Source organism: Fodinibius sp. SL11, from assembly GCF_052060035.1.
Lineage (GTDB): Bacteria > Bacteroidota > Rhodothermia > Balneolales > Balneolaceae > Fodinibius.
In genome coordinates this window covers 14,074-34,285 of record NZ_JBPOEA010000015.1, presented here as the reverse complement: position 1 = coordinate 34,285, position 20,212 = coordinate 14,074, and the positions used below count along the sequence as shown (strand labels likewise).

At 41.9% G+C, this 20,212-nt stretch carries 21 protein-coding genes and 1 tRNA gene; 5 read left to right on the top strand and 17 right to left on the bottom strand.

Annotated elements, in window-relative coordinates:
- Positions 1–4: 4 nt before the first annotated feature.
- The 12 genes from ACQ76V_RS13465 to ACQ76V_RS13410 all read right to left on the bottom strand — a co-directional run bounded on the left by ACQ76V_RS13465 (position 5) and on the right by ACQ76V_RS13410 (position 7,752).
- Positions 5–451 (bottom strand): acyl-CoA thioesterase, encoded by a 447-nt coding sequence (locus ACQ76V_RS13465; protein WP_441001025.1) that lies wholly within the window; start codon positions 449–451, stop codon positions 5–7.
- Between the two features lie 347 nt (positions 452–798).
- Complete coding sequence (locus tag ACQ76V_RS13460; RefSeq protein ID WP_441001024.1) at positions 799–1,347, bottom strand: GNAT family N-acetyltransferase; 549 nt, start codon at positions 1,345–1,347, stop codon at positions 799–801.
- Positions 1,348–1,404: 57 nt separating this feature from the next.
- A complete protein-coding gene (locus ACQ76V_RS13455) occupies positions 1,405–1,884 on the bottom strand; it encodes a hypothetical protein (protein WP_441001023.1) in 480 nt (159 codons plus the stop codon).
- A 219-nt stretch (positions 1,885–2,103) separates the two neighbouring features.
- Positions 2,104–2,188: transfer RNA gene (locus ACQ76V_RS13450), tRNA-Leu, on the bottom strand.
- Positions 2,189–2,269: 81 nt separating this feature from the next.
- Positions 2,270–2,812 (bottom strand): tetratricopeptide repeat protein, encoded by a 543-nt coding sequence (locus tag ACQ76V_RS13445; protein ID WP_441001022.1) that lies wholly within the window; start codon positions 2,810–2,812, stop codon positions 2,270–2,272.
- A 69-nt stretch (positions 2,813–2,881) separates the two neighbouring features.
- Entirely contained in the window at positions 2,882–3,142 is a 261-nt protein-coding gene (locus tag ACQ76V_RS13440) for a hypothetical protein (protein WP_441001021.1), read from the bottom strand.
- A gap of 5 nt (positions 3,143–3,147) precedes the next feature.
- The gene (locus tag ACQ76V_RS13435) at positions 3,148–3,789 is read right to left on the bottom strand and encodes a deoxynucleoside kinase (protein ID WP_441001052.1); all 642 of its coding nucleotides are present in this window, start codon (positions 3,787–3,789) and stop codon (positions 3,148–3,150) included.
- Positions 3,790–3,791: 2 nt separating this feature from the next.
- Positions 3,792–4,280 carry a 2-amino-4-hydroxy-6-hydroxymethyldihydropteridine diphosphokinase gene (gene folK / locus ACQ76V_RS13430; RefSeq protein WP_441001020.1) on the bottom strand — a complete coding sequence of 163 codons (489 nt, stop codon included), beginning with the start codon at positions 4,278–4,280 and terminating at the stop codon, positions 3,792–3,794.
- Complete coding sequence (folB, locus tag ACQ76V_RS13425; RefSeq protein ID WP_441001019.1) at positions 4,268–4,627, bottom strand: dihydroneopterin aldolase; 360 nt, start codon at positions 4,625–4,627, stop codon at positions 4,268–4,270. Before folB ends, folK begins: the two co-directional genes overlap by 13 nt.
- A 3-nt stretch (positions 4,628–4,630) precedes the next feature.
- Positions 4,631–6,082: a chromosomal replication initiator protein DnaA gene (gene dnaA, locus ACQ76V_RS13420; protein WP_441001018.1), complete on the bottom strand. Its 1,452-nt coding sequence runs from the start codon at positions 6,080–6,082 to the stop codon at positions 4,631–4,633.
- Between the two features lie 395 nt (positions 6,083–6,477).
- Positions 6,478–7,341, bottom strand: a complete 864-nt coding sequence (prmC, locus tag ACQ76V_RS13415; protein ID WP_441001017.1) for a peptide chain release factor N(5)-glutamine methyltransferase — start codon at positions 7,339–7,341, stop codon at positions 6,478–6,480.
- Between the two features lie 18 nt (positions 7,342–7,359).
- On the bottom strand, positions 7,360–7,752 hold the full coding sequence (locus ACQ76V_RS13410) for a hypothetical protein (protein ID WP_441001016.1): 393 nt from the start codon (positions 7,750–7,752) through the stop codon (positions 7,360–7,362).
- Between the two features lie 212 nt (positions 7,753–7,964).
- Between ACQ76V_RS13410 and ACQ76V_RS13405 the strand changes: the two genes are divergently transcribed.
- From ACQ76V_RS13405 to ACQ76V_RS13385, 5 genes are all read left to right on the top strand, one after another.
- On the top strand, positions 7,965–8,795 hold the full coding sequence (locus ACQ76V_RS13405) for a hypothetical protein (protein WP_441001015.1): 831 nt from the start codon (positions 7,965–7,967) through the stop codon (positions 8,793–8,795).
- Positions 8,796–8,975: 180 nt separating this feature from the next.
- The gene (gene eno / locus ACQ76V_RS13400) at positions 8,976–10,262 is read left to right on the top strand and encodes a phosphopyruvate hydratase (RefSeq protein WP_441001014.1); all 1,287 of its coding nucleotides are present in this window, start codon (positions 8,976–8,978) and stop codon (positions 10,260–10,262) included.
- Positions 10,263–10,340: 78 nt separating this feature from the next.
- Positions 10,341–11,474: a DNA replication/repair protein RecF gene (recF, locus tag ACQ76V_RS13395; protein WP_441001013.1), complete on the top strand. Its 1,134-nt coding sequence runs from the start codon at positions 10,341–10,343 to the stop codon at positions 11,472–11,474.
- A gap of 15 nt (positions 11,475–11,489) precedes the next feature.
- Complete coding sequence (locus tag ACQ76V_RS13390) at positions 11,490–11,792, top strand: DUF721 domain-containing protein (RefSeq protein WP_441001012.1); 303 nt, start codon at positions 11,490–11,492, stop codon at positions 11,790–11,792.
- Between the two features lie 57 nt (positions 11,793–11,849).
- A complete protein-coding gene (locus tag ACQ76V_RS13385; protein WP_441001011.1) occupies positions 11,850–12,857 on the top strand; it encodes a CdaR family protein in 1,008 nt (335 codons plus the stop codon).
- Between the two features lie 8 nt (positions 12,858–12,865).
- Here the strand turns inward: ACQ76V_RS13385 and ACQ76V_RS13380 are convergent, their stop codons facing one another.
- The 5 genes from ACQ76V_RS13380 to tsf all read right to left on the bottom strand — a co-directional run bounded on the left by ACQ76V_RS13380 (position 12,866) and on the right by tsf (position 20,205).
- Entirely contained in the window at positions 12,866–14,116 is a 1,251-nt protein-coding gene (locus ACQ76V_RS13380; protein WP_441001010.1) for a 4-hydroxy-3-methylbut-2-enyl diphosphate reductase, read from the bottom strand.
- A gap of 150 nt (positions 14,117–14,266) precedes the next feature.
- Positions 14,267–17,788 (bottom strand): chromosome segregation protein SMC, encoded by a 3,522-nt coding sequence (smc, locus tag ACQ76V_RS13375; protein WP_441001009.1) that lies wholly within the window; start codon positions 17,786–17,788, stop codon positions 14,267–14,269.
- 96 nt (positions 17,789–17,884) lie between these two features.
- Positions 17,885–18,454 carry a ribosome recycling factor gene (gene frr / locus ACQ76V_RS13370; RefSeq protein WP_441001008.1) on the bottom strand — a complete coding sequence of 190 codons (570 nt, stop codon included), beginning with the start codon at positions 18,452–18,454 and terminating at the stop codon, positions 17,885–17,887.
- Positions 18,455–18,521: 67 nt separating this feature from the next.
- Entirely contained in the window at positions 18,522–19,247 is a 726-nt protein-coding gene (pyrH, locus tag ACQ76V_RS13365) for a UMP kinase (protein ID WP_441001007.1), read from the bottom strand.
- Between the two features lie 124 nt (positions 19,248–19,371).
- Entirely contained in the window at positions 19,372–20,205 is an 834-nt protein-coding gene (gene tsf / locus ACQ76V_RS13360) for a translation elongation factor Ts (RefSeq protein WP_441001006.1), read from the bottom strand.
- Between the last annotated feature and the right edge of the window lie 7 nt (positions 20,206–20,212).

The following is a 20,212-nucleotide window of genomic DNA, read 5'->3' as shown; positions in this document are numbered from 1 at the left end:
TTGATTACTGATTTTGCCAGTTAAAAGATTCTGCCCGCGGAAATTGCTTTAGGACATCCAGCAGCGCTTGGGGTGGCATCGATAGTTTTCTTTTTTCCAGATCTAACCAAGCGCCTTCCACAATAATCTGGGCGGCTTTATTGCCATTCTGCTTGAATATTTGGTGAAGAAAAGTCCAGCGTGACCCATCCTTATGCATGGTTTTTAGTTTACAGTCTACAGTGATCTGTTCTGATAGCCCAATCTCCTTTAAAAATTTAGTTTCCTCCCGAAATAATATGGGTCCTAAATTCATATTGGCAATTTCTTGAATGGGTAATCCAAAATCCTGAAATATGGCGATACGTGTTTGGGCGGCGTAGTCATTATATACTGAGTGACGCATGTGACGATTGGGATCCATATCGGCCCAGATCACTTCAAATGTTTTACTGTATTCAATTTTGCTCATGATTTTTTGTTTAAAGCGATAAACAGATGTAGCCAAGGATGGCTTTTGATCCATGATTAGCTTTATTAATTGTAACAGAAATTATGTTGCTATGCGAAAACTTTTATAGTTCTCTTTATTCTTTTTGGCATGGCATTTAAGATCTCTGGTAAATACGGCTTATTGATTTGATATACTCTGTATCAATTTTAGTGGCTTTAATGATTGGGTTAAGGATGTAAGGGCGTTTGTTTCGGAAAGAAATTTAGATATCAATGTCTTTTATGATAACGACGCCCGGTTTACCGATAAAATGGATGTAGGTGGAGTCCCCTATAGGCTGGTAATTGATACATTTATCCAGTTTTCTAAATATCACATTCCCATTCGGAAGAAAGTGCCCGATAAACTACAAGGTCTTTAAACGTACCATTTAATTGAATGGCTTCCTTTTGTATTACTTCTTTAATGAATCCCAGTCGTTCAGGAATTGCCCGGCTCTTTTTATTGTCAATGGCACAATGAATTTCAACGCGGTGCAGATCCAGCACTTTAAAAGCGTGTTGAACTATGGCAGCACAGCATTTCGTCATAATTCCACGTCCCTGATAGGATTTACCCAGCCAATACCCCAGCGAAGTTTTCTGGTTTTGCCAATCTATTTTGTGGTGTCCAACAATTCCTGCAACTTTATCACCTGCATTAATAACAGCCTGAAAACTTTGATTTTCAATCCACTGCTGCTGGGATTTTTTTATGAATTGAGCTGTATCTTCGGGTTCTTGAACTGATTCTACCCACGGGAGCCATTGCCCAAGGTATTTCCGATTCTGTTCGGTCAACCGAAATAACTCCTTTCCATGACGAGCTTCTAACAGCTCAAGCCTAATGCGATTATCTATTTGCCAGGTGAACATCCGAACGTTTACTGAATGCCTCAGAATTAAATTTTATACAACAACTTTGTTGTAGGATTATACCGTTCTGAAATGATCGGAATACTCCAGACAAAGCAATAAGGTGATTCCATAACCCAAGTGCATAATTAACCCTGCAAGTATATTTAGCACGGGGAACCAAGTATCAATATAAAAGATGCCAAATGATTCTCCACCTGCCATAGATATTGCGGGTGAAACAAGTACGGCAGCCACAATTGATATCAAAATACCATAGATAATTCCCTGCACCAACCAATTGCCTGAGACCCTGTTATCCAGAAAAACTACCCAGATCAAAGCCAATAGTATTCCACCGATATAATAGGCTGCATTGCCCCAGAGAATGCTGTAAGGTTCCTGTTCATGAATATGATTGAAAATTTCCTTAAGCATGTATCCTACATCAATAACAGGAAGCCCAATACCGCTCGATAAGAATGAAAGCATTGACATCATAAACGTAGCGATAAGTCCACAAATAACCGTTTCCGTGAAAGAGTATGTACGTTCCATAGTAAGTCCACCCCGAAGTGATTAGTTGAAAAGTTTATTTATATATAGATAGTATGAGGCACAGAAACAAATAGCCAGTGGTTCTTTTATCGGATTTTAAAAATCAAATACGGCTAATTGGTTTTGAGTTCCGGAAAATGAAAAAAGGAGGGAGCTAAATTTTATAAAGATTAGGACAATAATAAACCCTTGCAAGCCAAAGACTTACAAGGGTTTGAGTGCCCTGGACTAGAGTCGAACTAGCACTCCCGAAATGGGAACTGACCCCTCAAGCCAGCGCGTCTACCAATTCCGCCACCAGGGCATAGATCAAATTTTCAAGGCCTCAAATATAGGGGTAAATCCCGATAATTTGAAACAAAAATTATCGGGATTTGCAGCGTTTCTATCCGCCCAGCTGCTCTTTCACATATTCATTATCCGGATCCATTTTGCTGGCCTGCTGATAAAAACCCTGCGCTTTTTCGTCCTGTCCGGCGCGCTGTAGAAGGTCGCCCATCAAAATCCAATTTTCAACATCTTTTGGATCTTGTTTAATGCGATTAAGCAGGTACTCATTAGCTTTACCGGCATCTCCATTCATGATCATATACAGCACCTTGTTGCGGTGTGCAGCGGGAGAGTCATCCAAGTCTATCGCCTTGTCGAAGTCTTCTATGGCCTTGTCAAGGTTTTCGAGTTGCATGTTAGCAAAACCACGCAAGTTATAGTAGCCACTGTTTTCCTCTTCCAAGTCAATGGCTTTTTCCAGCGCTTCAATACTTTTTTCCCACTGGTTAAGCTTCTGAAATACCAAGCCTTCCAGATGGAATCCATCAGAATATTCAGGCTCTTTTTTTTGTAGCTGGTGAGCAATATCCAGTGCATGATCAAAGTCGCCTTCGTGCAGTAGCGATAGTCCTTCTTCAAGCTGATCTTCGTAATTCATGTGAAATAGCTGCTTTCGTGGTTAACGGTAAATTAAATAATGCCTCGAAAGATAAGGAATGTTGAAGCGTTAATCAGATGATTTTGAGGATGTTTTTTCCTCTTCGGTGATATCCTCAAACTCGGCCTCTTCAATTTGATCAAAGTGCTTGTCAGAGGTATTAGAGGATTGTGACTTGCGGTTTTGCTGATTTTGTTGTTGATACATCTGGTAAAAAAAGTTCGATCCCTTTCTGCTTTTCTTTTTTGAATTGGAAGGCAGAAAAAGTCGACTGATGACTTTGATAAGAAGATACATCAGTAAAAAAAATAAAAGGGTGCGAAAAATCATTGCTACTAATCGGTGATGTGAATATGCGTGTTACCGCGAATAGGCTGATTGAAAATTTGTTCTTCTATATAATCTAAGTGTTTTTCGTTACTAACGAAATCAATCTCTGATGTATTAATGATCATCAGGGGTGATTTATTGTAATGATGAAAGAAATGATTGTAGGCATCGCTGAGTTCCTTCAAATATGAGCGGGAAATATCGCGCTCGTAGTCACGATCTCGATCCCTGATATTTTGCATTAATCGATCAACATTTGATTGCAGATAGATAACAAGGTCGGGCTGTGCAGAAATCCCGGCCATAATTTTAAAGATAGAATCGTATAATGCCAGCTCATCGTCTTCTAAATTTAGCCGTGCAAATATGCGATCTTTTTCAAAGATGTAGTCCGAGATGGTCATCTGTTGAAACAGATCTTTGCTGAGCATCTCTTGCTGCTGCTGAAAACGACTGGCTAAAAATGACATCTGAGTGGGAAAGGCATAGCGCTCCCTATCTTTATAAAACTTGGGTAAAAAGGGATTCTCTTCAAACTGTTCAAGGACAAGGCGCGCATTATGACGTTCAGTCAGTAGTTTTGCAAGGGATGTTTTTCCCACCCCAATGACTCCTTCAATGGCAATAAAATCGAACTCATTTTCCATGGTTACCAACGTAGGTCTGTTTTTTCAAGTCTAAGCTCAGACGCCGCGGACGTTAGTTGTGCTATAGATTTTCCACTTTTGGGATCGTTCCAGTCGGGTATAACTTCTGCCAGAGGCGTTAACACAAAAAGTCGTTTCTGATATTCCGGATGCGGAATGATAAGATTATCCGTTTGAATCACCAAGTCGCCGTACGCAATAATATCGAGATCGATCGTGCGGGCACTCCATTTCGGTTGATCCGCATTACGCCCGTGTTGCTGTTCAAAGTCTTTGAATTTTTTAATTAACGGTTTGGGATTTTCTTTGGTCGTCATTACAACTACGGCATTGTAAAAATCCCGGGTGGAGGGACCAACCGGTTCGGTTATATAGATAGATGATTTCTGCAGCGGATATTCTGATTCTTCTTCCAAAAAATTAGCGGCATCCGCCAAGTGCTGATGCCGGTCGCCTACGTTTGATCCCAGTGCTACAACTACCGTTGCCATTGCATCGTAATCTCAGAATATGCGGTTTCTATGTCCAGGGGAGGGTGAAGCTTGCGCACGGATACTTCGATTGATTGAACTTGCGAAAATTGCCCAAAAAGTTGGTCACCAATTCGTTTAGCCAGTGTTTCAATAAGTTTTTGGGATGGTCCATGCATTACTTCTTTGACGATACTAAGCACCTCTTGGTAATCAATTGTGTCATCGAGTTGATCGGAGTCACCCGCTTTGCGTAAATCGGCCGAAAAGATGATATCGACCTCAAAATCATTACCCTGTTGGCGCTCCTTTTCGTAGTATCCGTGATACCCTTTAAAGCGGAGACTTTTAAGCGTCAGGGTTTCCATAAATTACAGCGTAGACACTTCTATTTTTTGATGCAATTCCTCGACAATCCGTTTGTGTTTTGCAGTCGTTTGCATGCGTTCTTCAACAGTAGATATGGCATGAATAACCGTTGAGTGATCGCGTCCGCCAAAATGAAGTCCAATGGTTTTTAAACTCGAGTCGGTAAACTGCTTTGAAAGGTACATTGCAATTTGACGTGCTTCAACAATTTCTTGCTTGCGCGTTTTTTCGCGTACTTTGTTGGTATCAATGCCAAAATAATCGCATACATAATCTTGGATCTGCTCAATAGAAATCGTCGTCTGTGATTCCTGAATCATATCCTTAAGCACCCGTTTGGCCATCTGAGGTTCAATCTCATCCACATGTTGCAGCGAAGCAAAAGCCAATAGTTTAATGATGGCGCCTTCCAGGTCGCGGACGTTTGATTTGAAGTTATGCGCGATAAATTCAAGCACTTGATGGGAGAGCTCAATACCGTTGTCGGAAGCTTTGCGTTCTAGGATGGCATAGCGTGTTTCATATTCCGGAACTTGGAGGTCGGCGCTGAGTCCCCAGCTAAATCGCGAAATAAGGCGTTCTTCAATATCTGGAATTTCACGAGGAGCCCGGTCACTGCTCAGGATAATTTGTTTACCATCTTGGTGAAGCGCATTGAAAATGTGGAAAAACTCTTCCTGGGTTTTTTCCTTTCCGCTAAAGAATTGGATGTCATCGACAATCAGTACATCAATTTGCCGATAAAACATTGTAAATTCACTGGCCCGATTATTTCGAATGGCCTGCACAAATTCATTGGTAAAACTTTCGGAAGAGATATAGAGTACGGCAAGCTCATTTCCGTGTTCCTGCTTTACTTTATTACCAATACTTTGAATGAGGTGTGTTTTGCCAAGCCCGGTACCGCCATAAATAAAGAACGGGTTAAATGAGCTGCTGCCAGGATTTTCGCCGATAGCCATTGCTGCAGACCGCGCCAGCCTGTTACAGTCGCCTTCTATATATCGATCAAACACATAGCTGGAGTTTAGGTTTGAGTCGATCTTAGTTTTTTGGATGCCGGGAATAACGAAAGGGTTCTCTATTTTGCCCGGACTATATTCTGAATATCCTTTAACTTCTTGGCCCTGATTATTTTCGGGCGGCATGGGGCGTTGGGGAAGGCGGACAGAACGGTTGTCGGCGTTGTCATCAGATTTTTCGAGTACTACCGAGTATTCAAGCTTGCCATCCTCACCTAACACTTTGGCCAGAGTAGATCGTAACATACCATAATAGTGTTCCTCCAGCCACTCGTACCAGAACTGGCTGGGAACTTGTATGGTAAGCGTGTTTTCTTCCAGTTTTACCGGCTCGATAGGTTCGAACCATGACTTGAACTTCTGGTAGCTGATATTGTCTTTTATAATTTCTAAGCACTGCTCCCACGCAGTCTCGGAAGAAATATTACTCAACGTCCCTTAACCTCCTCTAAATTAAAAATTATTACTCAGGATGCCCTACAGTTATCCACACACTTTTAGTGCTGTCGTATTTTTGTGTGAAACGAAGATGATAATTTCGGAGACAGATGTCAAAAAAATATTACCCGCCTGTACAAAAGTTATCCACATTGCTCTAAACAATATAAATACATGCGTCGCATTGACTTAGTATTTTATACACATTTCTATCAAATTTTACTTGACAGTACATAATATTGCGCTAACAATGATTTTACCTAAAAGTAATATCCCAAATGCCGGGCAAAAAAAGTTTTCCACAAGTTATCCACATAAATATTATGGAGTAAATAGTCCAAAATATTTAACCGGGATAAAGGGGATGATTAGGTAGAGGAATCTGCTAATTAATGCTTTTGGGCTATAATAAAACGAGGTTTATCGTCATAGTCGTTTGCAATACGAGCCGACCACTTTTGCCCGTCGAAAAGAGCCAAAATTTGTTGGCTGTAATTTTCGTGTATCTCTAGATAAAGATGCCCATTTGTGGTTAGCTTTTCACCAGCAAATGAAATGATGCTACGATACATTTTTTCAAGATCATCAAAGAAGAGTGCTTCGGTCGGTTCATAGTCTTTGACTTGCGGCTCAAGGATCTCTTTTTCCTCTGTGGGTATATAAGGCGGGTTAGATACAATCAGGTCAAGAGGGGAGGCAACAGTAATACTCTCCGGAGCTAAAATATTACCTTTTGAAAAGGAAACATTAGCGTCGTTTTGTTCTGCATTCTCCCGGGCAGTGTTAAGTGCTTTTTCAGAAATATCAATTCCGTAAATGTCCCAGCCGGGCTGTTCCATTTTTAAGGCAATGGGAATACAGCCCGATCCGGTTCCAATATCGAGTACCGTGAGATCTTCTTGGGACTGATGTTCATCCAGAATAATCTCAACAAGTTGCTCTGTTTCAATACGGGGAATCAGCACCTGTTCATTGACCAAAATCCGGGCATTCATAAAGTCGGTGAACCCAACAATATATTGCAGGGGTTCATGTTGTGCCCGGCGCTTGACCATTGGACGCAGCGTATCAAGTTCTTGAGGGGAGAGTGGCCGGTCAAACTTAAGGTATAGATCCAGCCGTTTTACATTGAGCGTCTCCGCCAATAACCATTCAATGCTGTGCCGAGGATCCGGAATATTTTTCTTCTCAAAAAAATCAGTAGCCCATTCCAACATGGAAAGGACTGTCCATTCCTCGACCTTTTTGCTCATATTATGGTATTGAAGTAGTTACGACTCGTCTTCTTCCACTTGTTGTTCTTTTTCTTGCTGAACGGTAAGTCCAAAACGTTTGCCAAAATCTAAGATAAAGTCAGTAACTTCGTCATCAATGGTGCGTTTTTCTTCATCCAGCGAGCTACCGCGAAATCCCATGCGTCCACCCGTTTTTTTGAGTTCGAACCGATTTTGCTTACCGGTAAACTCAATAATGCAGGTAAGAGTTACGCTTGCGTTTATCTGCTTTTCGTATTCTTCATAAACAGCAACATGAACTTCATCACCACTGTCGGATGATTGATATTTGTACAAATATTTAGGCTCTATATCATTAAAGAGCTGTTCGGGCATTCTACGCAGTGTATCTGCTGGCCCAAAAACAAGATACTTGCTTACAGTAGCCATAATATGTTAACTTCTATTGGTAGTTTGATAGATTGTAAAGAGCCTGAATAAAAGTTTTTATATACTCAGAGTCAAATTTGTTTGTAGGTTAACGTATATTTATTTATAGCTATCAAATATTCGCATAATTTTTTGATTGAACGATTGTTATCATAATACGTTTAAATTTTGTAGGAGTATAACTTAGCAGCAGTTATTAAATGAGAAATGATATGATAAAGAAAAAGTTTCCAGTTCTGGTTTTAACACTTTTATTGATGGTGTTAAGTAGCACGGCTATTGCCCAGATAGAAGAACCAGAGGTAGTAGAAAAGTCTCAGCCAAAAACACCGTTAACAGAAGGATATAAGAATGGGTTGGGTTTTGATGTGTTTGTTAATAATTTCGGATTTGGTATAGGAGGAACCTATAGCCGGGCCGTAGCCCCTTATACAGAAATTACATTCCGTACAGGCATTACCGGGATTAGAGATGCAAGTGAGCAAAATTTCCAAAGTTTCTTGACGGGACAACAAATTATCCCCAACAAATATAAACGCGCTTTAGGGTTTCCCTTTCTATTGGGGGTAAAACAGCGACTTTTTGCCCGTCATATCCAGGACAATATGCGCTTTTTTGTAAGTGCCGCTGGAGGACCGGCTTTGGCATTCACGTATCCCTATGTTAGTGATTCAGTGGTACCGGCATACGGTGAGCCGAATGGTTTTCGTGATTTCCAGGTAGGCCCCAACGGTTTTTTATACCCGGTCGAGCGGGTAAACGATTTCTTTACCGGTTGGAGTGACGGCGAAACCAAATGGGGATACAGTGGTGCGATTAAGTTAGGTGTCGATTTAGGGAGTAAATTTAAATCGCGAACCACCATTGAGTTTGGATATTTCTTCTATTATTTCAATGAGGGTTTGCAAATTATGGAGCCCTACAAGCCTACCCAGTATAATGCTGACGGTGAACCGATTTTTGAATCAAGAGTTAAATTCTTCGATGCCCAAAAATACTTTGGCACCCCACAGATCAAATTTACCTTTGGCGGTATGTGGTAGAAAAGCGTTTGGATATAAAAATGCAGCATAGAAGTATAGGGAAAGCTTGCATCTTATGCCTTGAACCAATTTCTATAGTTCATCTGTTGGCGTCCATTCTTCGCTCTTTTCTCTTTATCAGTAGATAAAAACCTTGTACCTTTATCCACAATTGATCACCACAATTAATGAGATATTATAATGAGTTTTATTGAAGAAGTTATTGGCCGGCAAATCATTGACTCAAGAGGAAATCCCACAGTAGAAGTTGATGTGGTTTTAACGAATGATATAGTGGGACGTGCTGCGGTACCATCAGGTGCTTCAACGGGAGAGCATGAAGCAGTTGAGCTTCGCGATACAGACTCGGCTCATTATTTGGGAAAAGGAGTTACAAAGGCCGTCGAAAATGTAAATACGGTGATTGCCAATGAACTGCGTGGGTATGAGGTCTTTAATCAGGTAGAGATTGATAATACCCTCCTCGAAATTGACGGCACCGAAAACAAAGGAAATTTAGGCGCCAACGCTATTTTAGGCGTATCGCTTGCTGCTGCTGATGCAGCTTCAAATGCTCTCAATTTACCATTATGGCGTTACATTGGAGGTGTTAATGCCAAGGTGCTGCCATTGCCGATGATGAATATTATTAACGGGGGGTCGCATGCTGATAATAATGTGGACCTGCAGGAATTTATGATCATGCCAAGCGGTGCCCAATCTTTTTCCGAAGCTGTTCGTATGGGATCAGAAATATTTCATCACTTGAAGAAAGTGTTAAAAGATAAAAATTATAATACATCTGTTGGTGATGAAGGTGGGTTTGCACCGGATTTGGATTCCAATGAGGAAGCGGTAGAAGTTATTTTAAATGCGATCGAAAAGGCTGGTTATATACCGGGCGATGAAGTAGTCATTGCGCTCGATCCTGCTACCGCAGAATTTTATAACGCTGATAAAGGCGTTTATGAATTTCGATGGAGTGATGGTAGCGAGCGAAGCAGTGAAGAAATGGTTGAATTCTGGAGCAAATGGGTGGATAAATATCCCATTGTATCTATTGAAGATGCGTTGGATGAAAACGACTGGGACGGTTGGAAGAAGTTAACCGATGCGCTTGGAGATAAAGTTCAGCTTGTTGGGGATGATCTTTTTGTGACCAATACTGAACGGTTGGCTCGGGGAATAAAGCAGGGCGTGGCTAACTCTATTCTCATCAAAGTCAATCAAATTGGCACGCTTACCGAGACACTTGATGCCATTGAGATGGCCCATAAGAATGATTATACAGCAGTAATTTCTCATCGATCCGGTGAAACAGAGGATACGACTATTGCCGACCTGGCTGTGGCAACCAATGCCGGACAGATAAAAACGGGTTCTATGAGTCGGACTGATCGTATTGCGAAGTATAATCAGTTATTGCGAATCGAAGAGCAACTGGGCGAAAATGCCATCTTCATGGGCAGTGATGCTTTTGGATTTTAAAGAGTGCTACATTACGTAATAAGGTTATAATAGCGCGGGTATTTGCTCGCGCTATTTTTTAGTTGATTACAGGTGCCAATGAAGATCACGAATTTACGACTGCAAAATTTTCGTAATCATGAAGAAACCATGGTTGAGTGGGCACCGCATATGAATGTGATTATTGGTCAAAACGGGGCAGGAAAAACCAACCTTATTGATGCAATTCATTACCTGTGTATGAGCCGCAGTTTTGTATCCAGCAGTGATATGTATGTGGTAAATCAAGATTCGACTTTTTTTATGATCAAGGGGCATTTTGAGGGTAATATACGTTCCAGCTTTGATGTGGGATGCTCCTATTCCCGTGGAGAAGGAAAGAAGATTTTTGTCAACGAAAGTCCGCTCGATCGTCTGTCTGATTTGATTGGGATGGTTCCCGTGGTGGTGCTCTCGCCATCCGATAAAAAATTGACCAGTGAAGGACCCAAACAGCGCCGGTCATTTATTGATTCGTTTATCAGCCAGATTTCACCGGCCTACTTGCAAGACTTGCTTGATTTCAGAAAAGCCCGCAAGCAGCGTAATAAATTACTTCAGGAGTTTCGGGGAAGCCGCGAGGTGTTGCTGGCTTATCTTGAACCCTGGAATGTACAGCTGATGGAATACGGGTCACGCATTGTAGCGAAACGCACCGAAGTTTTGAATAAATTTCAGGATTATCTGGCGAAGGAGTACGAAGTAATTTCAGGCATGCGGCACGAACCCCATTTGGAATATCAAACGTTTTGTGAGCCTTCTGAGGAGGAGGAAACGGTAAGGGAGCGTTACCAGGCAGAGCTTGAGAAAGAGCAGGATCACGAACTTGAACGGGAATTGACGCTTATTGGTCCGCACCGCGATGAGATCGTTTTTTATCTTGATGACTTTGAACTGCGTAAGTTTGGCTCCCAGGGCCAGCACCGGCTGTTTGCGCTTGCTTTGAAACTGGCCCAGCTTTTGTATTTTTCAGATGAACTGGATGATTTGCCGATATTTTTATTGGATGATGTTTTTGGTGATCTGGATGCTCAGCGTACCGAAGTGTTGTTGAATGCACTTATAAAACATGCCGGACAGACCTTTGTGACGGCGGCAAATCCTATCCCTTTTGATGATTACATAACTTTTGACGGTGAACAGAATAAAAAATACAAAGTGGAGCAAGGACAGATTTCTGTTGTAACTCCCTGATCAATAGTAACAGTTATGGGACGATATAAATCAAATTCGCCGAAATCCCTGAAGGAAGCGCTAAAGGATTTTTTAGATACCTATCCGCATCGCAAAAGGTTAAAGCGGGGAATGATTTTATCATTGTGGGAACAGACCGTAGGTGAGCGTATTGCGGAGCAGACAGAAAATATCCATTTTGAACACGGTAATTTAGTGGTTCATGTTAAAAACCCTGCATGGCGGCAAGAAATTCATATGAAGCGTTATAGTATAGCTAAAAAACTGAATGACCAGGTGGATGAAAAAATTATTAAAGAGATTGTTGTGCGCTCATAATATATATTTGACTATTTCTGGGTGCTCAAATATGATCGATTGATCTGACAATTATTTATGGAAAAATCAAAAATTGAGGAATATAAAGAGAAGTTACTGGCAGGCTGGGAGTCGCTCCTGCAAAAATCAAACGAGGATGAAATTGCCGGCTTTGGTCGGGAACGTATCATTGTTTTTTTAGTTGCTTTTATTTTAGCATTGGCGTTATGGCTGATGGTGAATTTAAGCAGGGATTATACATTAAATATTGAATTACCCATTCAGCTTGGAGCTGTTCCCGCTGATAAAGCACTGGTCAAAGATCTGCCCGGTACTGCTACAGTAAGTGTAACCGGAGAAGGATGGAAGTTGATCAACTTGTATAATAACCCGCCTGCCATAAATATTGACGTAAATAACGCAGAGGTAAATTTATTTGATCAAGTACAGCAACAGATGAATGCGATGCTGAATGTAAATATTCAGCGTGTACAACCACGGATTTTGGCGGTGCAATTGGAAGATAGGATCTCAAAAAGGGTTCCGGTGCATTCTGCTGTGAATATCAATTTTAGTGGGCAATACGGGTTTTTAGATTCACTCACGATAAATCCTGATAGCATAACCATAGATGGGGCAGCTTCTCTTGTTGTGGGCATTAAAGAATGGGCTACTGATCCGGTAGAAATAAACAATGTTACCAAGGATATCTCACGAACGGTTCCCTTAGAATCACCAAGTGAGCTTATAAGTTTATCACAGAGGGAGGTTATGGTTGAGGCTGATGTGGTTGAATATACTGAGGGTGAGGTGCAGGCAAACATAAACACGCGCAACCTGCCCCTGGGTCGTATGGTAAGCTACAGTCCACTTGCGATAACAATTAAATACGATGTTCCGATTGAAGAGTATGCGGATGTTCAGGATGAAAATCCCTTTGATGCGTATGTAAGTTATGAGCAAATCTTAGAAGATTCTACGGGCTTTGTAACACCGCAAATAGAGGAGAATAACGAAAACTACCACATCAAACTGCGGTCATTTCAACCGCGGAATGTCGCCTATTTTATTGTTTTGGAAAATTAGCGCCTCATTCAGGCTACTTCATCCATTTCTTCTTCGAATGGTTTGATAACCTCCTCTACGGTACGGGTATCCTCAAAATAATCCAGGATTTTCAGCATAACTTCATCTACTAACACATCAGGACATGAGGCCCCCGACGTAATCGCAATGTTCACCGGCTGGTCTTTAGTGGATAGCCAGTTTTCTGTTTGTTTGATCTCCTTATCCCACTGATTAAAATGTTGAATGTTTTGGGGCGATTCGATTTCCTCAGCATCACGAACGTGGTAGGTAGGAAAGGTTTGTTCTAAAATCTCTACCAGGTGCATTGTATTCGACGAGTTATATCCCCCGACGACGATTGACAGATCAGCATCCATTTCGGCCAGTGCCAGCGTTGCCGACTGATTTTCGTTGGTAGCATAACATAAGGTGTCAGAAGTATCTGCAAAATGATCCAGGATATCAGCTTTCCCGTATTTTTCGATAGCCGCTTCTTTGAGAATTTCCATTACTTCTTCGGTCTCGGTGGCCAGCATAGTGGTTTGATTAATCACTCCAAAGTGTTCCAGATCTTTCTGTGGATCAAATCCATCGGTGCTTTTATGCCCAAAATATTTTTCAAAGTCAGACTGGGGACGATCACCCGTCATAATATCTGCTAAAATCTGTGCTTCTTCCGGATTTAAAACGACTACGCATTCCGAGTGGTCGGCACTGTGCGAAAAGGTGGCTCTTGTTTCTTCATGACGATGTTTGCCGTGGATTACCAGCGAATATCCTTTTTTGCCGAGCTGTTTGCCTCGTCGCCATACTTTCTCTACAAAAGGGCACGTGGTGTTATATTCATAGGGATCAATCCCTTGTTTTTTTAGCTTTTGTTGAATTTCAATGGTCGTCCCAAAAGCGGGAACAATCACAATATCATCTTCATTCAGAGACTCTATGGGAATGAGTTCTGTGCCATCCGTTTCGAAAAGAAATTTTACGCCCCGTGCTTGCAGATCCTCATTTACTGTGGGATTATGAATCATCTCGCTGAGTAGATAAATATTTTTCTCAGGATAATTTTCAACGGTATCGTATGCAATGTCAATCGCATTTTCTACTCCATAGCAAAACCCAAAATGCCGTGGTACAAAAAAGCGAACAGGGCCAAAATCGAGCACGCTCGGTTCAAGATCTTTCTTGGTAGGGTCCATCACCTTGTTGGCATCTTTAACCTTTCGGATGATAGGAGATTGATAAATGTCCGGGATATTGAATTTCTTGCGAGCCATAATTATTTGCTGGATTTAATTTAGTTTCCAAATATACGGAGCACAGCGCGAAACATCACAAAGAATAACAGTAAAATGGGGGCTTTCGATCACGATTTCCAAAGGGTAGTGATAGGGTAAAAAATTAGTCCGCTGTTACTGGTTGATTACCTAAACTTCAGCAACTTCATCCATCTTGACACCTACCAGCCTGCTTATTCCTGTTTCGGGCATGGTTACGCCGTACATCATCTCAGCCTTGCTCATCGTCTTTTTGTTATGGGTAATGATGATGAACTGGGTTTCTTCGCTGAAATTGCGAATCATATCCGCAAAACGTTCGATGTTGGCGTCGTCCAGCGGGGCATCAACCTCATCAAGAACGCAGAAGGGAGAAGGCTTAACCAGATATATGGCAAAGAGCAGGGCAATGGCTGTAAGCGTTTTTTCCCCACCGGAAAGTTGGTTAATAGTAGAAGGGCGTTTGCCTTTGGGATTGGCCTTTATTTCAATACTGGCATCAAGCGGATCTTCAGCTTCTTCATCAATGACAAGGTCGCAATAATCATCCTCGTTAAAGAGCGTGTGGAATACCTTTTGAAAATTAACCCTGATCTTTTCAAAAGTTTTGTTAAACCGTTCAATAGCTGTTTTATTAATCTCGTCAATTGTTTCCTGTAGTTCTTCAGCAGCTTTATGTAGATCGCCAACCTGTTCTTCGTAAAAATCGAGTCGCTCTTTTTCTTCCTCATACTCCTCAATAGCCAGTGGATTGACTTCCCCGATTTTATTGAGTTTTTGTCGCAGCCAGGCAATACGTTCTTTGGCTTCGTCGGGCTCGGTATCTTCGGGCAGTTCCTTATCAATCTGATCCATCAATATGCCATAGGTTTCCCAGATGTGATCGGAAAGATTCTCAATCTGCATTTCATACTTTTCTTTCGACATGGCCAAGTGATGGACGAGCTCCATGTTTACTTCCTTGCGCCGACGGACTTCCTTAAGATCTTTCTCAATTTCATTAATACGTCCCCGCTGTTTGCCTGAAGCTTCTTCGGCCTGTTCCAGTTGCTTGTCAGCCTTCTGTTTTTTCTCCTTAAGGGTGCTGAGCTCGTCTTCAAGCTGCTCGATGGCCGATTGGTACTTACTGATACGTTCCTTGGCTTCTTCGGTCTTCTCCGAGCGAATTTTAAGTCGTTTCTTCAGGTTCTTGATGCCTTCTTGGGCCCGTTTGATGTCCCGCTCGTGGTTTTGAACCTTGTTTTTCAGATCCTGATGCTTTAACTGCGCATCATTGTATCGACTTTGGGCAATTGAACGCTCTTCATCCAGTTCCTGAAGGGTCTGTTTCTTTGCTTCCTGCTGCTCGTGAAGGTCTTTTAATCTTTGTTGTAATTCTTTCTGTTTGGGTTGTAGGTCATCTAACTGCTGTTGGGAGGAATCTTCATTGCTGATTAGTGATTCGCGTCGATTTTTGAGCTCCCCAATATTTTTCTGATAAATCTCAATCTTGTGCTCAAAGCTGTTAATATTATTTTCGACTTGGCGAACTTGCTGCTCTTTCTCTTTGAGCTTTTGCTCAAGTTCATTCAGATCAATAGCTTCATATTTCTGCTGGACTTCTTCGAGTTGATCTTCGGAGGACTGAATTTTGCTACTGATAGAGCTGGCCTTGTCTTCCAGCTTGGCAATTTTATCTTTTAATCCAACACGAATACCGGCATTTTTGCTTTTGCTCCCACTCTTTAAAAACTGTGTATTGGTGATTACCTCACCGCCAAGCGTTACCCCGGTTTGACCACTGCTCTCAAGTGAAGAGTAGGCCTCATCAATAGAATCAAAAACGCGGACATTGCCCAAAAGTAATTCTTTTAATGCACTGAATTTAGGTTCTGTCTCAACCTCACTGGCAAGGCCTCCGGAAATCGTTTCATAAGAATCGGAAAGTTGACCGAGCGGAATAAAGGTAGCTCGTCCCTTGTCATTTTCTTTAAGAAGTTTTGCAGCTTTTCGGGCATCATCAAGGGTATCGACAACAATGTAATTCAGTGCATCCGCCAGTACTGCTTCAAGAGCAACAGCATGTTTTTCATCCGTGGAAAGCAGATTCGAGACCACATCTAACTGCTTGAACTGATTTGCATAATTATCAAGTAGAAACTGGACACTGCTTGGAAAAGCCTCATTAGAGCTTGCAATATCCTGCAGGAGTTCGATCTCAGATTGTACCGAATCGAGCTTGCTTTGGTGACTTCGGATCTGATCTTTGAGCGTATTCTGTTGTTCGCTCAATTCCTCACGTTGTTCTCGTGCGGATTGCAAATTCTCCTGCCACTGATCACGTTCTGCAATTGCCTTTTCAAGCTTTTCAGCGGCCAGCTTTTTTTCCCCGCGAAAGTTCATAATCTCATCTTCGAGATCTTCAATTTCTTCGCGGATGCGAACCAAATCCCCTTCGGTATTCTCAAGCCGGGATTCAATTTTGATGCGTTTGGTCTGCAGGTCATTGAGATCTTGGTTGGCCTCCGAAAAGTCTTTTTCGAGCTGATTTAGCTTTTCTTGCTCTGCGTTATATTGCTGCTGAATATCAGCATAACGTTCCTTTGATTCCTTGAGATTCTTTTCTGCTTTTTCAAGGTCGTCATCAAAAGAAGCCAGTTTCTTTTTACTGCTCTGAAAAGCTTCCCGGAGATCTTCCAGGTCTTTTTCACTTTGCTCAATGTCGCTGGTGTACTGCTCAATTACGCTTTCCTCATTCGTAATCTTTTCCCGGGTGATTTCGAGAGTAGTCTCGTTGTCCCGAATTTTAGAATGGAGCTGACTAACCCTTCGTTGAGCTTCAGACTGTTGTCGCTCTTTTTCATTTAATGTTTTGCGTGCTTTTTCTGCTTCTTCTTCAAGTTTTTCCGCCTTGGCAATGATCTCCTTTTTCTCTTTGTCTGCATTATCAATGCGTTCTTTAAGCGGCTCAAGCTCTTCTTTTATTTTGAGGTACTCGTGCTTATTAAGTGCTTTATCGAGGTGTTCTAATTCCTTTTTGAATTTCTTCGCTTTTTGAGCTTTTTCTGCCTGTTTTTCGAGTGAATTTGTTTTCTTTCGAACCTCAACCAGAATGTCCTCAACGCGCTGCAGGTCGCCTTGTGTTTCGTCGAGTTTACGGAAGGTCTTTTTGCGTTTTTCTTTATATCGGGTAACTCCGGCGGCTTCCTCAAAAAGCCGTCGCCGGTCGTTGTTTTTATCATTAAGAATTTCTTCGACCATCTTGAGCTCAATTACTGAATAGGCATCTGAGCTCATGCCGGTGTCCATGAAAAGATCTGTAATATCTTTAAGTCGGCAAGTGGTACCGTTGATTAGATATTCACTTTCTCCTGATCGATACAGGCGTCGGCCAATGGTAACCTCGTTATATTCAGTAGGCAGAAGGCCTTTATTATTAACGAACGTCAGGTAAACTTCTGCCATCCCCAAGGCATTCTTTTTAGCAGTACCGTTAAAGATGACGTTCGACATGCTTGAAGAGCGGAGTAGGGTAGGGCGCTGTTCGCCAAGTACCCATCGCATGGCATCAACGATATTGGATTTGCCGCAGCCGTTAGGCCCCACAATTGCTGTTATGCCCTTATCAAAAGAGACATTGGTTTTGTAGGCAAAACTCTTGAAGCCCTGAAGTTCAAGTTCGGATATATACATGTATTACAATTCAAATGGCAAAGTTCGAATAACAGCCTTCACTTTGTTAATAAACTCCCCGATTGTGAAGCTGTTATTGCTAAGCAACCGTCCCGTTTATACGGTCATAATTTCTTTTTCTTTCTTTTCAGAAAGCTTCTCAACCTTTTCGGTGTGCTGATCGGTTAATTGCTGAATTTCATCTTCCGCCTCATAACGAGAATCTTCTGGCAGTGATTCTTTCTGTACTTTCTTTTTAACCTCATCATTAGCATCGCGACGAGTGTTACGGATAGAAATACGCGCTTCTTCAGCAAGTTCATTGACTCGCTTCACAAGTTCCTTACGGCGTTCTTCAGAGAGAATGGGCAGCGGTATCCGAATAATATTTCCGTCATTATTGGGATTTAATCCAAGTCCCGCAGACATGATGGCCTTTTCGATATCTTCCAAGGCAGATTTGTCAAATGGTTCTACAGTAAGAAGACGAGCTTCGGGCGCACTGACGTTAGCCAACTGGTTCAAAGGGGTTTGCGATCCATAATATTCAACCTTGACGCCATCAAGTATCGAAGGTTGAGCTTTGCCGGCCCGAATGTGAGACAATTCTTTTTTATAGTGTGCAACAGCCTGATCCATTTTTTTGTCGGCAGATTTGATAACGGGCTCTAACTCTGGTGGTATCATAATATTCGCGGGTTGTTTAATTCTTTTTTGATGATGCTGTTATTTAATCAAAATGAATTTAAGAAATCTACGAATCTTCCCAAACCACCTTTGATCCCACGGAAGCATCTTCACGCAATACTTTTTTCAGGTTTCCAACTTTATTCATATCAAAGACAATAATCGGTGTTTTGTTTTCACGACAGAGGGTAAAAGCTGTAAGATCCATGATCTCCAACTGTCGATTTAGAACCTCTTCGCCAGTAATGGTAGGAAACTTTTTAGCATCAGGGTTGATTTCCGGATCAGAATCAAAAATACCGTCAACACGGGTACCCTTGAGAATAACATCGGCCTCAATTTCGATAGCACGCAGCGAAGCAGCCGTATCGGTTGTGAAGTAAGGATTGCCGGTACCTGCACCAAAAATAACCACACGTCCTTTTTCGAGGTGCCGGGTAGCTCGTCGACGAATATAGGGTTCGGCAATTTCTTCCATTCTGATGGCTGACATGAGCCGTGTTTGCACGCCCATTCGTTCCAGGGAGTCTTGCAGGGCCATGCTATTGATCATAGTGGCAAGCATACCCATATAATCACCTTGTACGCGGTCCATACCTTCAGTGGCGCCTTTTACACCCCGAAAAATATTTCCGCCTCCCACAACAACAGAAACTTCAAATCCTTCATCATGTATAGATTTAATCTCCTCGGAGTACTGGGTAAGAATATCTCCATCAATGCCGTGTCCCTGTTCACCTAAAAGTGCTTCTCCGCTTACTTTTAATAGAATTCGATGATATTTGCTGTCCACGTTTTACCCTGTGTTAATTATTGAATTGACGGTCTTTTTAAAAGTGATTTGATCAATATTACATATCTCTTAAGCATAAAAAAAAGGCTACCGAATTGGTAGCCTTTTTTGCGAATCAAAATGATTACGAGTCATCGCCGAGTTGGAGTCGGTGGAACGACTTGACCAGCGGTGTATCGTTATTTTCGAGATACTCTTTAACGGAGACACTGTTGTCTTTTACGAACTTCTGTTCCAGAAGAACCCGTTCTTCATAGAAACGCCGCAATTTACCTTGCGATGCTTTTTCGGCAATTTCTTCTGACTTACCTTCTTCAAGAAGTTGTTCTTTGGCGATCTCAAGTTCTTTTTCAACAACTGAGCTGTCAACGCCCTCACGTGTTACCGCCAGCGGATTCATTGCTGCAATCTGCATAGCAACATCTTTGCCCACTTCGGGATCTTCGACATTACCTTCAAATTCAACTAATACGCCAAGCTGGTTGCCGGGATGGATGTATGAGATGTAGAATCCATCCGTTTCAGCAAAGACCACACGGTTAATTTTAATTTTCTCACCGATTTTACCTACCATATCTTTTACGTGGTCGGCAACAGAAAGTCCATCATGTTCAATGTCGAGCAGTTCATCGACTGAATTTATTTGGTTTTTAAATACGATATCTAAAAACTGCTGTGCCCGATTTTGGAAATCATCATTACGAGCAACAAAATCTGTTTCACAGTTTATTTCGAGTGCTGCGGCTTTGCTTCCGTCATCGCTTACACGTGTTACGATTAGTCCTTGGTTGGCTTCACGATCAGCACGTTTTTCAGAAAGTTTTTGTCCCTTCTTACGCAGGATTTCAGTGGCTTTTTCAAAATCACCGTCAGCTTCCTGAAGGGCCTTTTTGCAATCCATCATGCCGGCCCCTGTTTGTTCGCGTAGTTCTTTTACGTCTTTTGCAGAAATACTCATTGTTCGA